Annotated in this window: 14 protein-coding genes and 2 tRNA genes; 10 read left to right on the top strand and 6 right to left on the bottom strand. The window is 66.4% G+C overall.

The genetic code is table 11. The annotated features are described in order from the left end of the window. Positions 1-4 precede the first annotated feature (4 nt). A tRNA-Ser gene (locus ACR2JI_RS16125) sits at positions 5-93 on the bottom strand. Positions 94-179: 86 nt separating this feature from the next. Between ACR2JI_RS16125 and hisC the strand changes: the two genes are divergently transcribed. The 3 genes from hisC to ACR2JI_RS16110 are packed head-to-tail and all read left to right on the top strand — an operon-like array spanning position 180 to position 3,342. Continuing rightward, a complete protein-coding gene (gene hisC / locus ACR2JI_RS16120; RefSeq protein ID WP_526391755.1) occupies positions 180-1,265 on the top strand; it encodes a histidinol-phosphate transaminase in 1,086 nt (361 codons plus the stop codon). Between the two features lie 11 nt (positions 1,266-1,276). Then, entirely contained in the window at positions 1,277-2,098 is an 822-nt protein-coding gene (locus ACR2JI_RS16115; protein ID WP_526391753.1) for a crotonase/enoyl-CoA hydratase family protein, read from the top strand. Between the two features lie 29 nt (positions 2,099-2,127). Continuing rightward, a complete protein-coding gene (locus tag ACR2JI_RS16110) occupies positions 2,128-3,342 on the top strand; it encodes a lycopene cyclase family protein (RefSeq protein ID WP_526391751.1) in 1,215 nt (404 codons plus the stop codon). A gap of 15 nt (positions 3,343-3,357) precedes the next feature. On the opposite strand, the gene ACR2JI_RS16105 is transcribed toward ACR2JI_RS16110, so the two are convergent. Then, positions 3,358-3,444 (bottom strand) — tRNA-Ser (locus ACR2JI_RS16105). A 67-nt stretch (positions 3,445-3,511) separates the two neighbouring features. Further along, complete coding sequence (locus ACR2JI_RS16100; protein WP_526391749.1) at positions 3,512-4,021, bottom strand: MarR family winged helix-turn-helix transcriptional regulator; 510 nt, start codon at positions 4,019-4,021, stop codon at positions 3,512-3,514. A 62-nt stretch (positions 4,022-4,083) separates the two neighbouring features. Here ACR2JI_RS16100 and ACR2JI_RS16095 point away from each other — a divergent pair, with 62 nt between their 5' ends. Beyond that, positions 4,084-5,070 (top strand): NAD(P)H-quinone oxidoreductase, encoded by a 987-nt coding sequence (locus tag ACR2JI_RS16095; protein ID WP_526391747.1) that lies wholly within the window; start codon positions 4,084-4,086, stop codon positions 5,068-5,070. On the opposite strand, the gene ACR2JI_RS16090 is transcribed toward ACR2JI_RS16095, so the two are convergent. After that, on the bottom strand, positions 5,071-6,267 hold the full coding sequence (locus ACR2JI_RS16090; protein ID WP_526391745.1) for a cysteine desulfurase-like protein: 1,197 nt from the start codon (positions 6,265-6,267) through the stop codon (positions 5,071-5,073). Between the two features lie 98 nt (positions 6,268-6,365). Between ACR2JI_RS16090 and ACR2JI_RS16085 the strand changes: the two genes are divergently transcribed. The 5 genes from ACR2JI_RS16085 to wzm are packed head-to-tail and all read left to right on the top strand — an operon-like array spanning position 6,366 to position 11,414. Continuing rightward, on the top strand, positions 6,366-8,321 hold the full coding sequence (locus tag ACR2JI_RS16085) for a DUF6541 family protein (protein WP_526391743.1): 1,956 nt from the start codon (positions 6,366-6,368) through the stop codon (positions 8,319-8,321). Beyond that, entirely contained in the window at positions 8,318-8,833 is a 516-nt protein-coding gene (locus ACR2JI_RS16080; protein ID WP_526391757.1) for a proteasome activator, read from the top strand. Before ACR2JI_RS16085 ends, ACR2JI_RS16080 begins: the two co-directional genes overlap by 4 nt. Before the next feature lie 21 nt (positions 8,834-8,854). After that, complete coding sequence (wzt, locus tag ACR2JI_RS16075; RefSeq protein WP_526391741.1) at positions 8,855-9,676, top strand: galactan export ABC transporter ATP-binding subunit Wzt/RfbE; 822 nt, start codon at positions 8,855-8,857, stop codon at positions 9,674-9,676. Continuing rightward, a complete protein-coding gene (glfT1, locus tag ACR2JI_RS16070; protein WP_526391739.1) occupies positions 9,673-10,587 on the top strand; it encodes a galactofuranosyltransferase GlfT1 in 915 nt (304 codons plus the stop codon). The genes wzt and glfT1 overlap by 4 nt, the downstream gene beginning before the upstream one ends. Next, positions 10,584-11,414, top strand: coding sequence for a galactan export ABC transporter permease subunit Wzm/RfbD (gene wzm / locus ACR2JI_RS16065; RefSeq protein WP_526391737.1), 831 nt, complete (start codon positions 10,584-10,586; stop codon positions 11,412-11,414). Before glfT1 ends, wzm begins: the two co-directional genes overlap by 4 nt. Here wzm and ACR2JI_RS16060 read toward each other — a convergent pair. Together ACR2JI_RS16060 and ACR2JI_RS16055 are read right to left on the bottom strand one after the other, a co-directional pair. Beyond that, positions 11,411-11,845, bottom strand: a complete 435-nt coding sequence (locus tag ACR2JI_RS16060) for a pyridoxamine 5'-phosphate oxidase family protein (RefSeq protein ID WP_526391735.1) — start codon at positions 11,843-11,845, stop codon at positions 11,411-11,413. The genes wzm and ACR2JI_RS16060 overlap by 4 nt on opposite strands. Positions 11,846-11,911: 66 nt before the next feature. Beyond that, positions 11,912-12,541 carry an HD domain-containing protein gene (locus tag ACR2JI_RS16055; RefSeq protein WP_526391733.1) on the bottom strand — a complete coding sequence of 210 codons (630 nt, stop codon included), beginning with the start codon at positions 12,539-12,541 and terminating at the stop codon, positions 11,912-11,914. A gap of 49 nt (positions 12,542-12,590) precedes the next feature. Between ACR2JI_RS16055 and ACR2JI_RS16050 the strand changes: the two genes are divergently transcribed. Further along, positions 12,591-13,010: a GtrA family protein gene (locus ACR2JI_RS16050; protein ID WP_526391731.1), complete on the top strand. Its 420-nt coding sequence runs from the start codon at positions 12,591-12,593 to the stop codon at positions 13,008-13,010. Positions 13,011-13,075: the final 65 nt, after the last annotated feature.

The following is a 13,075-nucleotide window of genomic DNA, read 5'->3' as shown; positions in this document are numbered from 1 at the left end:
GCGGCGGAGGCGAGAGGATTTGAACCTCCGGTCCCCTTTAAGGGGGACAACTCATTAGCAGTGAGTCCCATTCGGCCGCTCTGGCACGCCTCCTGAACCGTCGATGAGCGTACACAGCCCCGATAGCCGATGGCAAAGCAAGTCCTGAGCCACTGCGGCCCGCACCTAGACTCTCCTGCGTGACCGCTCGCCTGCGCCCCGAACTGGCCGATCTGCCGGCCTACACACCCGGACGGACCGTGCCGGGGGCCATCAAGCTGGCCAGCAACGAGACCGTCGAGGGTCCGCTGCCCAGCGTGCTCGAGGCGATCATGGCGTCGGCCGACACCATCAACCGCTATCCCGACAACGGCCATGCCCGGCTCAAGGAGGCGCTGTCCGAACACCTGGCCGGCGACGGGGAGTTCGGGCCGGAACGCATCGCCGTCGGCTGCGGTTCGGTGAGCCTGTGTCAGCAACTCATCCAGATCACCTGCAGCATCGGCGACGAGGTGGTCTTCGGGTGGCGCAGCTTCGAGGTCTACCCGCTGCAGGTCCGGGTGGCCGGCGCGACTCCGGTCCAGGTTCCGCTGCGCGATGAGACCTTCGACCTCGACGCGATGCTGGCCGCCGTCACCGAACGCACCCGGCTGATCTTCGTCTGCAATCCGAACAATCCCACCTCGACGGTGGTCGACCCCGACGCGCTGGCGCGGTTCGTGGCCGCAGTGCCCTCGGACATCCTGGTCGTCATCGACGAGGCGTACGTGGAGTACATCCGCGACGGTCTGGTGCCCGACAGTCTCGGACTGGCCGACTACTTCAGCAATGTCGTTGTACTGCGGACCTTTTCAAAGGCCTACGGACTGGCCGGACTTCGGGTGGGCTATGCCGTCGGTGATCCGGAGGTGATCACCGCATTGGGCAAGGTCTACGTGCCGTTCACTGCCAGCACCATCTCCCAGGCCGCCGCGATCGCCTCACTGCAGGCCGCCGACGAACTGCTGGCCCGCACCGACGCCGTGGTCGCCGAACGCCGCCGGGTCAGTGCCGAACTGGCCGCACTCGGCTACACCTTCCCGCCGTCGCAGGCCAACTTCGTCTGGTTGCCACTTCGCGAACGCACCACACGGTTTGCCCACGCGGCCGCCGAGGCCAAAGTCCTGGTCCGACCCTATGGCGACGCCGGGGCGCGGGTCACCATCGGCGCACCGGCCGAGAATGACGCCTTCCTGCGCTTCGCCCGGGAGTGGGCCGACACCGGCGCCGGCCAGCACCCGTCGTAGCCTCTCTAGTCATGAGCAGCTACGAGGCACTCTCCGTCGAGGTCAAGGACAACGTTGCCCAGGTGACCCTGCTGGGCCCCGGCAAGGGCAACGCGATGGGCCCGGCGTTCTGGAAGGAGATGCCGGAGGTTTTCGGCGAACTTGATGCCGACCCTGAGGTCCGGGCCATCGTGATCGCCGGATCGGGCAAGCACTTCTGCTTCGGGTTGGACCTGATGGCCATGGGCCCGACCCTGCCCACGACGGATGGCGGCGGAGCCTCTGCCCGGTCGAGAGCCGCCTTCCACACCACTGTCAAGCGGCTACAGGACGCGATCACCGCGGTGGCTGACTGCCGCACGCCGACCGTCGCCGCAGTGCACGGCTGGTGCATCGGTGGCGGCGTCGACCTGATCAGCGCGGCCGACATCCGCTACGCCAGCGCTGATGCCAAGTTCTCGGTGCGCGAGGTGAAGCTGGCGATCGTCGCCGATGTCGGCAGTCTGGCACGTCTGCCCTACATCCTCTCCGACGGTCATCTCCGCGAACTCGCGTTGACTGGCAAGGACATTGATGCCGCGCGGGCCGAGAAGATCGGCTTGGTCAACGATGTGCTACCCGACCCGGAGGCTTGCCTGGCCGCGGCACACGCCACCGCCGCCGAGATCGCGGCGAATTCGCCGCTGGCCGTGCGGGGCACCAAGGACGTTCTCGACGAGGGCCGCACCGATGCCGTGGCCGCCAGCCTTCGTTATGTGGCGGCGTGGAACTCTGCGTTCCTGCCGTCGAACGATCTCAAAGAGGCGATGGCATCGATGTTCGAGAAGCGTCCTCCGAACTTCACCGGAGAGTAAAGACCCCTGCGCCCAGGGAAGGGACTCATGTGACGGAGCCCGGCGAAGATGCAGCGCTCGACGCCGATGTGATCATTGCGGGCGCGGGGCTCTCCGGTCTTTCACTCGCGGTTGCCCTGCTCGACGCCGGCCTGCCGGACAACCACCGGATCCTGCTCGTCGATCCACGCGAATCCCTGAGCGGCACCGACCGGACGTGGAGTTTCTTCGATCTGGCACCACACGCATTCGGGTCCGCGATCACCCACCGCTGGACCCGCTGGCGCGTCCGCAACGGGGGCGCCGAGGCACTGCGCTCCGCGCCGGGCCTCACGTACTGCTGCATACCCGGCGAGCGCTTCTATGAACTGGCACTCGACCGTCTCGCATCCGCGGGCAACAGCGTGAAGTTCATGCTCGGCGTGACGGTCGAGGACATCGAGGATCTCGGCGACCGTGTCGCCGTACGGACCAGCGCAGGCGTGCTCAGCGCACGCCTGGCAATGGACTCGCGGCCACCAAAACTGCCGCGCGCAACAGCCGGCGACAAGGACGTCCACCTGTTACAGCACTTCCGTGGCCGAGTCGTCCGCAGCACCGAGCCGGTCTTCGAGGTCGACACCGCGACGCTCATGGACTTCGATGTCACACAGGTCCACGGAATTCACTTCGTCTATGTGCTGCCCTTCGACGCGCACACCGCTCTCGTCGAGAGCACGTTCTTCACCGAGCGGGTCCTGCCCGATGAGGTGTACGAGACTGCTATCGAGACCTGGCTCGCGCAGCGACTGCCCCATTCGGCGTTCCAGACGGTCTCGCGCGAGGCGGGAGTGATACCCATGACGACAGCGCCCTTCGACGCATGGCCGAGCCCGCGAATCGTGCGGATCGGCACCGCAGGTGGACATGCCAAACCCTCGACCGGATACGCCTTTCTAGCCGTGCAGCGCTTCGTCGATGAGTTCGCTCCGCGCGTGATCGCCGCGCTGCGCGGGGGCGGATGCGCCGAGCCGCCCGCCGCTCGGAGTCCACGCACGACAGCGCTGGACACCATCTTTCTGTCGTATCTGCGCAGCCGTCCCGAACGTGCGCCGGAAACGTTCTACCGTCTGTTCGAGCGAGTGCCTCCCGCGGTGCTGGCCCGCTTCCTCTCCGACACCGGCTCCCTCGCCGACGACCTGACGGTCATGCGCACGAGTGACTCTCCACGACTCGCACTCGAAAGCGTTCGCGCAGCTCCGCTCCTGCGCCGAAAGAAACGCTGAACCACTACCCGACCGCGGTGGCGGAGGGATTTGAACCCCCGGACGGTGTTAGCCGTCTCTCGCTTTCAAGGCGAGTGCATTAGGCCGCTCTGCCACGCCACCGCCGGCAAGCGTAACGCGGCGGCCCATCAGGCAGGCGCGGAAAAGCCTGGCGCGGCGCGCGGCACCGTCAGACCCGGCCGAACCTCGCCGTGGACTTGACCTTCAAATCCGCGCTGATCCGGCGGCAGTTCTCCCCCAGCGCGGACATCTGTGGCCGGGTCAGCGGCCCGAGAAAATGCTCGCGGACCGCCTCGCCGTAGGTGGCCAGTGAATCCTCGACCAGGGCGCGGCCACGCTCGGTGATTCCGGCCAGCACCCCGCGGCCGTCGTCAGGACTCGCCTCGCGCTCCACCAGTCCGGCGGCCTCCAGGCGGCGGATCTGCCGAGTCACCCTGCTGGGTAATGAGAGCAGTTGCTCGGCGAGGTCACCCATGCGGGCCGAGCCGGTCTCGGACCTCGACAGGATCTCCAATAGTCGGACATCGACGAGACTGAGTTTGTGTTGCTCACTGAGCTTCTTGTTCAACGTTCCGTACAGCCTCAGTGATGCGTCTAGAAAGTTCTGCCACGACCGCTCTTCAGCGATGTCCAAACCCGGCATATCCCCTGCCGTGCGCCCCGCGATAGTCCCACCCATGCGCTGATCGTAAGCGAGTCCGTCGCCCCCGGCAGCGATCCTGCGGTAGTACGTTTGACGCCATGTTCGCCGTCGTCCCGGGTGATTCCGGCCAGTTGCAGTGGCGTGAAGTTGCTGATGTTTCACCCGGACCCGGCGAGGTTCTCATCGAGGTCGCTGCCGCCGGCATCAACCGCGCGGACCTCCTCCAGGCCGCCGGAAAGTACCCGCCGCCCCCGGGTGCAAGTGCCATCCTGGGACTGGAGGTATCCGGGGTCATCACCGCCGTCGGCGAGGAAGTGACGAAATGGGTTGCCGGCCAACAGGTCTGCGCGCTCCTAGCCGGTGGCGGCTACGCGCAGTACGTTGCGGTGCCGGCCGGACAGGTGATGCCCATCCCGGCAGGCGTCGATCTGCAGGATGCTGCGGGATTGCCGGAGGTGGCCTGCACGGTCTGGTCGAACCTGGTGATGACCGCCGGACTGTCGGCCGGCCAATGGTTGCTCATCCACGGCGGAGCCAGCGGAATCGGCACCCACGCCATCCAGGTGGCCCGCGAACTCGGCGCCCGTATCGCGGTGACCGCGGGGTCGGCGGCCAAGCTGACGGTGTGCGGGGAACTGGGTGCCGATGTCCTCATCGGATACCGCGACGAGGACTTCGTCCAACGGGTGCACGAGGCGACGGGTGGTGCCGGGGCTGACCTGATCCTCGACATCATGGGGGCGGCCTACCTCGATCGGAACCTCGGTGCGCTGGCCACCGACGGGCGGTTGGTCATCATCGGGATGCAGGGCGGCGTCAGCACCGAACTCAATATCGGCGCCCTGATCGGCAAGCGGCTGTCGGTGATCGGTACTGCACTGCGCGGGCGCCCGGTGGACGGCACGAACGGCAAGGGCCGAATCGTCGACGCCGTGGTGGATTCGGTGTGGCCGATGATCGAGCGGGGGTCGGTGCGTCCGGTGATCGGCGCCGTTTTCCCGATCGAGTCCGCTTCCGAAGCACACCGGTTGCTGGAATCGGGTGCGACGGTCGGCAAGGTGATTCTCACCGTCACGCGCGACTGATCATCCCAGCGAGGCCAGCGCCCGGACCAGATGGTCGACCTCTGCCGCGGTCGTGTAGTGCGCCAGCCCGACGGTCACCGCACCGCCGATCTCGCTGACTCCCAACGATTCCAGAACACGCGATGAGGAATTGGAGATCACCAGCACTCCGTTGTCGACCAGACGTTGAACAACGCGATCGGCCGGCACACCGTCGACGACGAAGCTGACCACCGGGATCCGGACCGAAGGATCGCCGATCAGGGACACCATGGGCATCGAACGCAGGGCGCCGATCAGGTAGTCGAAAAGGCCGTCCAGATAGGCGCCCGCGGATTTCATTGATCCGGTGAGCCTTTCGCAACGACTGCCCCCGACCTCCTCGTCCATCCCGGCGAGGTATTCGACACTGGCCACCAGGCCGGCCAGCATTCCGTACTGGTGGGCGCCGAGTTCCAATCGGGCCGCACCGCCGGCGCGCGGGTTGGTCGAGATCGACGTGAGGGTGTCGATCAGACCGGGATCACGGAACACCAGCGCGCCGACCGGCGGGCCGCCCCACGCGCTGGCGTTGAGCGCCACGACATCGGCTTCGACCTCGCCGATATCGAGCAACCGATAGGGCGCGGCCGCGGAATGATCGACGATCACCACGCCGCCGACGTTGTGCACGAGTTTGGTGACGGCGCCGATATCGGTGACGGTTCCGAGTGTGGCCGACGCCGAGGGCAGCGCGACCAGTCGGGTGTCGGGCCCGAGCAGTTCGTCCCACTGCGAGGTCGGCAGTTCGCCACTCTCGATGTCGACCTCCGCCCACTTGATCCTGCCGCCGTAGCGATCGGCGGCCCGCAGCCAGGGCACGATATTGGCCTCGTCGTCGAGTCGGCTCACCACCACCTCGCTGCCCAGACCTGTCCGGGTGGACGCCGCGTCGGACAGCGAGGCCAGCAGCACCGCCCGATCGGGACCGAGCACCACCCCTTCGGGATCACCGTTGACCAGATCGGCCACCGCGCGGCGGGCGGCGTCAAGCACCGCGATGCTGCGCCGGGCAGAGGGATGCGGGCCGGTGATGTTCGGCGCGGAATTGCGGAACGCCGTGGACACCGTGCTGGCGACCGATTCCGGAATGACCATTCCGGCCGGTGCGTCGAAGCGGATCCACCCGTCCCCGAGAGCCGGGTGCAGGCCCCGCACACGAGCGACGTCGTACGCCATTGCACCCACCTTCGACGTCCGCGAACTGCGCCGTTACCCGGCCTCTGCCTCGCCAACCCCCTCGACGGCAATGCGGACCGCTTACCCATACTAGGGCAGTGAACTTCGGCTTCGGTGTCCTGATTGCGGTCGGGCTGCTGGCCGTACCGGGTGCCGTCGTGGGCCGCGCAGGTGGGCTGCGCTGGCCACTGGCCTTCGCGGTGGGGCCGGTGCTGACCTATGGTGCCGTCGCGCTGGCAATTGTCCCGTTCGGCGCGCTCGGAATCCGGTGGAACGCGCTCAGCGCACTGCTGACCCTGACTGTGGTGACCGCCATCGCCGCCGGGTTGCGGGTAGCCCTGACGCGGGGCGACCGGGCGGCGGGTCCGGACTGGGCCCGGCCGGACTGGCCGGTGATCGCGGCGGCCGCCGGGGTGGTGTTCGGCGCACTTGCCATCGGTGTCGCGGCCTGGCGGGGAATGCCGTACTGGCAGTCGATCCCGAGCACCTGGGATTCAGTCTGGCATGCCAACGTCATCCGCTGGATCCTCGACACCGGGCAGGCCTCGCCCACCCATATGGGCGAACTGCGCAACGTGGAAACCCACGCGGCGCTGTATTACCCGTCTGCCTTCCACGCCCTCGGCGCAGTGCTGGCACAAATCACCGGAGCCGCACCGACCACCGCATACACGCTGAGCTCCCTGGCGTCGGCGGTCTGGCTGTTCCCGGTCAGCGCAGCCCTGCTGACCTGGCAACTGCTGATCAGCAGGACCACCCGCTGGCGCACGGCCGGCGCGGCAGCCACCGCCGGGGCGCTGTCGGCCTCATTCACCGCGGTGCCGTATGTCGAGTTCGACACCGCGTCGATGGCCAATATGACTGCCTACGGCCTGGCCGTTCCGGCATTCGTCCTCATCGCCACCTCGCTTGCACACCCCAATCGGATTCCGCTGGCGGTCTTGGCGTTGGTGGGGGTGTTCTCGGTGCACATCACCGGCGGAGTTGTCGTGGTCACCTTCGTGACCATCTGGTGGCTGCTCGAAGCCTGGCAGCGCCCGGTGCGCGGCCGGCTGGCCGACTTCGGAACCCTCCTGGTGATCGCCGCCCCGACACTGGCCCTGCTGCTGCCGCAGTTCCTCGGTGTGCTGCAGCAGACCGAGATCATCGCCGGACACGCCTTCGTCACCCATCTGGGCAAGAAGCGCGCCCTGTTCGACGCGATCGTTCAGCACACCCGGCATCTCAACGACTTTCCGATCCAGAACATCATCATCGCGTTGGCAGGCGCCGGTTTCCTTCTGCTGCTGTTCAAACGGATCTGGTGGCCGGCGGCGGTGTGGGCGCTGCTGATCATCTCGATCGTGCACTCATCGGCGCCGTTCGGCGGGCCGATCGGCGCCGTCGCCGGAAAGTACAGCGACCTCTTCTACAGCGACCCCCGACGGTTGTCGGCCGTGGTGACCCTGCTGCTGACTCCGATGGCCGGACTCGCCCTGTTCTCCGCGGCACTGGTGGTGGTGGCCTGGGTGAAGCGGAAGGCTCTGGCCCGCAACCACACCCACGGCAGGGGGTTCTGGATCGGCGCCACCGCGGGCCTGCTCGTCGTCATCTGCTTCGGGCTCGCCTGGCACTACTTCCCACGGCACCGGTATCTGATGGGCGAGAAGTACGACCGGGTGATCGTCGGCGAGAAGGACCTGGAGGCCTTCGCGTATCTGGCCGGGCTGCCGGGCGCGCGCGACACCCTGATCGGAGACGCCAACGTCGACGGCACCGCGTGGATGTACGCGGTGGCCGACCTGCACCCGCTGTGGACGCACTACGACTACCCGGTGCAGCAGGGCCCGGGCTACAACCGGTTCATCTTCTGGGCGTACGCCGACGACGCGGACCACGATCCGCGCGTGGCCGAGGCGGTACGGGCGCTCAACATCCGCTATGTCATGACCAGCGGCCCGGTGGTTCGCGGATTTGTCATGCCGGACGGACTAGTGTCACTGGACAAGTCCAGGTCGTGGGCCAAGATCTACGACAACGGCGGCGCCCGCATCTATGAATGGCAAGGACGATGACGACGAACTCCGACGACGACAACATCGAGGTCCTCTCCGGCCTCGATGCCGGGGGGATCACCGACGGCGCGGGAGACGAGCGTTCGATCACCGAGCTGGTGGAGCAGCCGGCCAAGGTCATGCGGATCGGCACGATGATCAAGCTGTTGCTCGAGGAGGTGCGCGCCGCACCGCTGGATGACGCCAGCCGCACCAGGCTGCGCGAGATCCATGCCACCAGCATCCGTGAGCTCGAGGAAGGCCTCGCCCCGGAACTTCGTGACGAACTCCAGCGGCTTGCGCTGCCGTTCTCTGAGGACACCGTCCCGTCGGACGCCGAACTGCGCATCGCCCAGGCCCAACTGGTCGGCTGGCTTGAGGGTCTGTTCCACGGCATCCAGACCGCATTGTTCGCCCAGCAGATGGCGGCCCGGACCCAGCTCGAGCAGATGCGCCAGGGCTCACTTCCTCCCGGCATGACCCCGCCAGGTGGACCGTCAAGCCCCGGTCACGGGACCGGGCAGTACCTCTAGGGCTCAGGCAGACGGCATCCGGTGAGCACAGATCCCTATATCGAGACCCGGGACGCCTGGGTCGAGTTCCCGATCTTCGACGCCAAGACACGCTCACTGAAGAAGGCCGTCCTGGGTAAGGCGGGCGGCGCGATCGGCCGCACAGACAACAACGTGGTGGTCATCGAGGCGCTGCGCGACATCACCATGACCTTGAAGATGGGCGACCGTGTCGGACTGGTGGGACACAACGGCGCAGGCAAATCGACACTGCTGCGGCTGCTGTCCGGCATCTACGAACCCACCCGCGGACGGACCGTGGTCCGCGGCCGCGTGGCTCCGGTTTTCGACCTCGGCGTCGGGATGGACCCGGAGATCACCGGCTACGAGAACATCATCATCCGCGGGCTGTTCCTCGGCCAGACCCGTAAGCAGATGCTGGCCAAGGTCGATGAGATCGCGGAGTTCACCGAGCTCGGTGATTACCTGTCCATGCCGCTGCGGACCTACTCGACAGGTATGCGGGTGCGGCTGGCCATGGGTGTGGTCACCAGCATCGACCCGGAGATACTCCTTCTCGACGAGGGCATCGGCGCGGTCGACGCAGACTTCCTCAAGAAAGCCCAATCACGCCTCCAGGCTCTGGTCGAGCGCTCTGGAATCCTGGTCTTCGCAAGCCATTCCAACGAGTTCCTTGCCCGGCTGTGCAAAACCGCGATGTGGATCGACCACGGCACCATCAGGTTGGTCGGCGGTATCGAAGAGGTGGTCGGTGCCTACGAGGGCGACGACGCCGCACGCCATGTCCGCGAGGTTCTCGCCGAGCACGCCGGCGACTGGACCGACGGGGCCGCGGCACCATGACCGAGATGGTGTGCGCCGTCGTCGTCACCCACCGCCGACCTGATGAGCTCGCTAAGTCACTGGATGCGTTGAGCACCCAGAGCCGGATGGTCGACCACCTGATCGTCATCGACAACGATCATGATGACCGGGTGCGTGATCTGGTCGCCGGGCAGCCGATCCCGACCACCTATCTGGGGTCACACCGAAACCTCGGCGGCGCAGGAGGTTTCGCCCTCGGGATGCTGCACGGGCTGGCACTCGGTGCGGACTGGGTGTGGCTGGCCGATGATGACGGTCACCCTCAAGACGCGGAGGTGCTGGCCACACTGCTGCGCTGCGCACAGCGGCACAAACTGGCCGAGGTGTCTCCGATGGTGTGCGCCATCGACCACCCCGACCAACTCGCCTTCCCGCTTCGGCGCGGACTGGTCTGGCGGCGCAGTGTCGACGAACTGCGGACTGACGGTCCCGGCCAGGATCTGCTGCCCGGTATCGCTTCCCTCTTCAACGGAGCATTGTTCAGCGACGAAGCCATTGTGGCCGTTGGTGTTCCCGATATCCGGCTTTTCGTGCGCGGTGACGAGGTCGAGGTGCACCGCCGGCTGCTGCGCAGCGGACTGCCTTTCGGAACCTGCCTGGACACCGTGTATCTGCACCCGTACGGCAGTGACGAGTTCAAGCCCATCCTCGGGGGGAGGATGCACACCCAGTACCCCGACGACCCGGTGAAGCGGTACTTCACCTACCGTAACCGCGGCTACGTGCTGTCCCAGCCGGGTCTGCGCAAACTGCTGCCGCAGGAATGGCTGCGGTTCGGCTGGTTCTTCCTGGTGACCCGCCGTGATCCGGCCGGCCTGCGGGAGTGGATCAGGTTGCGCCGCCTGGGCCGGCGCGAACAATTCGGCCCACCGGGCGGAGGAACGTCATGACCTTCATCGACGCGGCCAGTCAATCCAAGACCTTCCGCCGCGCCTGGGGCGATCTTGTGGGCGGCTTCCGTAAACGTGAGCTGTGGTGGCACCTGGGCTGGCAGGACATCAAGCAGAAGTACCGGCGATCAGTACTGGGTCCGTTCTGGATCACCATCGCGACCGGCACAACAGCCGTGGCGATGGGTGCGCTGTACTCCAAGCTGTTCCACCTCGAACTCGCCGAGCACCTGCCGTATGTGACACTCGGGCTGATCATCTGGAACCTGATCAACGCCTCCATCCTGGAGGGCGCGGATGTCTTCATCGCCAACGAGGGCCTGATCAAGCAACTGCCCACACCGTTGAGCGTGCACGTCTACCGGCTGGTGTGGCGCCAGATACTGCTGTTCGGGCACAACATCGTGATCTACGTGGTGATCGCGATGATCTACCCCAAACCGTGGTCGTGGGCCGACCTGACGGCGATCCCGGCCCTGTTTCTGATCATGCTCAACTGTGTTTGGGTTTCGTTCTGCTTCGGCATCCTGTCCACCCGCTACCGCGATATCGGTCCACTGCTGGGTTCGCTGGTGCAGTTGCTGTTCTTCATGACGCCGATCATCTGGAACGCCGACACCCTGCAGCAGCAGGGCGCCGGAAGATGGTCGAAGATCATCGAACTGAACCCGCTGCTGCACTATCTGGACATCCTGCGTGCGCCACTGCTCGGCGCCCACCAGGAACCCCGGCACTGGATCGTCGTGATCGTGCTCACCGTGCTGGGTTGGTGTGCGGCGGCGCTGGCGTTGCGTCAGTACCGGGCTCGGGTGCCCTACTGGGTCTAGCCGGGAACCTGGCCGTGGTCCGGCTCGGGGCCGAACCGGAAACGTCGCGCACTGATCTGTGCCGGGGTGACCCGCACGAAGCGCAGTTTCACCGTCGGAAGCCACGGCAGCAGTTCCGCACGTTCGGCCTCCCTGATCTCCTCAGCGCTGCTGAGCACGTGCGCGGTGCCGCGGACCACCACACTCCAGCCGCCGGTGGCGGTGTAGTCGTCGACCTCGAAGAGCACCTGATCGTTCATCACGGTGGTGAACAGCTTGGTTCCCTCGGCCGTACGGAAGAGCAGGCTGCGATTCTGCACGGCGAAGTTCACCGGGAAGATCTCCAGCTGTCCGCCGAAGTGCGTCACCAACCTGCCCAGCGCAACGCCGGATACCAAGTCCCACGCCTCATCGTCACCGAGTACCGTCACCGGATTTTCGTCAACCGCCATGCGCCCGATGCTCTCCGTCAGAGCGGCGTCGCGCAAGTGCCGAAAGTCCCGCGCCGCCAGGATCACTCACTCCAGGGTCGCCAGTTCAGCGCGCAGATTGTCCCGGGCCGCAGCCTCCCACCACTGCCGACCGGGCTCGGTGCGAAACACGCCCGATCCCTCCAGCAGCATCACCAGGACCTGCAGGCGTCCCTTCCGGAATACCTCGTCGGAGACATGGGCGTACTCGGCGCGGATATCGAGGGTATTGCGTCGGTAGAGGTCCCTGGGCAGTGCCAGCGCGGCCAGGTCCGCATCCGAGAGCACCTCCCCGTTGTGGTCACCGGGGGCCGGGTTGTGGTTGACCGTCATGCGGACCAGCCGGGCCACTTCATCGACCATCCCCGGGGCCACCCCCAGCCGGGACAGTTCCTCCTCCGCGCGGCGGGCGCTGCGATCCTCGTCATCGGGCAACCCGGCGTAGACGCAGTCGTGGTACCAGGCGGCCAGTCGCACGGCGTCCGCGTCGTCGGCGTAGGCGGCGAGTTGCTCGACGCGGACCAGGATGTCCATCAGGTGTGCGATGGAGTGGTAGCGCCGGTGCGGTTCAGACCAGGACCCCACTAATTGGGCGCCCACATCCGCCGCGCCGGGGTCAGTGGTGTGCCGACCGATCACCTCGGCCCATGACTCGACCAGATCCTGCGGGTACTGCACACCAATATCCTGCACGGTCGGCCCGGATCTGACACGTAAGCTTCCCGCGATGGCCGAAATCGCGCCCCAACCGCCGCTGAGTCTGCGGACCCAGATCGTGCGGTTCGTGCTCACCGGCGGGTTCTCGGCCGTCGTCGACTTCGGTCTCTACGTATTCCTCTACAAGGTGGTGGGGTTGCAGGTCGACGCCGCCAAGGCCATCAGTTTCGTGGCCGGGACCCTGACGGCCTACCTGATCAATCGACGGTGGACGTTCCAGGCTCCGCCCAACCGGGCACGTTTCATCGCGGTGATGGTTCTCTATGCGATGACCTTCGCCGTGCAGGTCGGCCTGAACCACCTTTTCCTGAACCTGCTGGGTGGCCGGCCTCAGAGCCTGCTGGTCGCGTTCGTCATTGCCCAGGGGACCGCGACGGTGATCAACTTCGTCGTGCAGCGGGCGTGGATCTTCCGGTGGGCGGGAGCGTAGCGACCCGGGAAAGATTCCGGTGGGCAGGAGCGTAGCGACCCGGGAAAGATTCCGGTGGGCAGGAG

This window comes from Mycobacterium sp., from assembly GCF_051006775.1.
GTDB lineage: Bacteria > Actinomycetota > Actinomycetes > Mycobacteriales > Mycobacteriaceae > Mycobacterium.
This window is presented reverse-complemented; position numbering and strand designations above follow the sequence as displayed.

Excerpts from the sequence above, each read along its gene's own strand:
- ACR2JI_RS16100 (WP_526391749.1), bottom strand. The coding sequence starts at position 4,021 with ATGGGTGGGACTATCGCGGGGCGCACGGCAGGGGATATGCCGGGTTTG.
- ACR2JI_RS16050 (WP_526391731.1), top strand. The coding sequence starts at position 12,591 with ATGGCCGAAATCGCGCCCCAACCGCCGCTGAGTCTGCGGACCCAGATC.
- ACR2JI_RS16095 (WP_526391747.1), top strand. The coding sequence starts at position 4,084 with ATGTTCGCCGTCGTCCCGGGTGATTCCGGCCAGTTGCAGTGGCGTGAA.
- ACR2JI_RS16090 (WP_526391745.1), bottom strand. The coding sequence starts at position 6,267 with ATGGCGTACGACGTCGCTCGTGTGCGGGGCCTGCACCCGGCTCTCGGG.
- ACR2JI_RS16115 (WP_526391753.1), top strand. The coding sequence starts at position 1,277 with ATGAGCAGCTACGAGGCACTCTCCGTCGAGGTCAAGGACAACGTTGCC.
- wzm (WP_526391737.1), top strand. The coding sequence starts at position 10,584 with ATGACCTTCATCGACGCGGCCAGTCAATCCAAGACCTTCCGCCGCGCC.
- glfT1 (WP_526391739.1), top strand. The coding sequence starts at position 9,673 with ATGACCGAGATGGTGTGCGCCGTCGTCGTCACCCACCGCCGACCTGAT.
- ACR2JI_RS16060 (WP_526391735.1), bottom strand. The coding sequence starts at position 11,845 with ATGGCGGTTGACGAAAATCCGGTGACGGTACTCGGTGACGATGAGGCG.
- ACR2JI_RS16080 (WP_526391757.1), top strand. The coding sequence starts at position 8,318 with ATGACGACGAACTCCGACGACGACAACATCGAGGTCCTCTCCGGCCTC.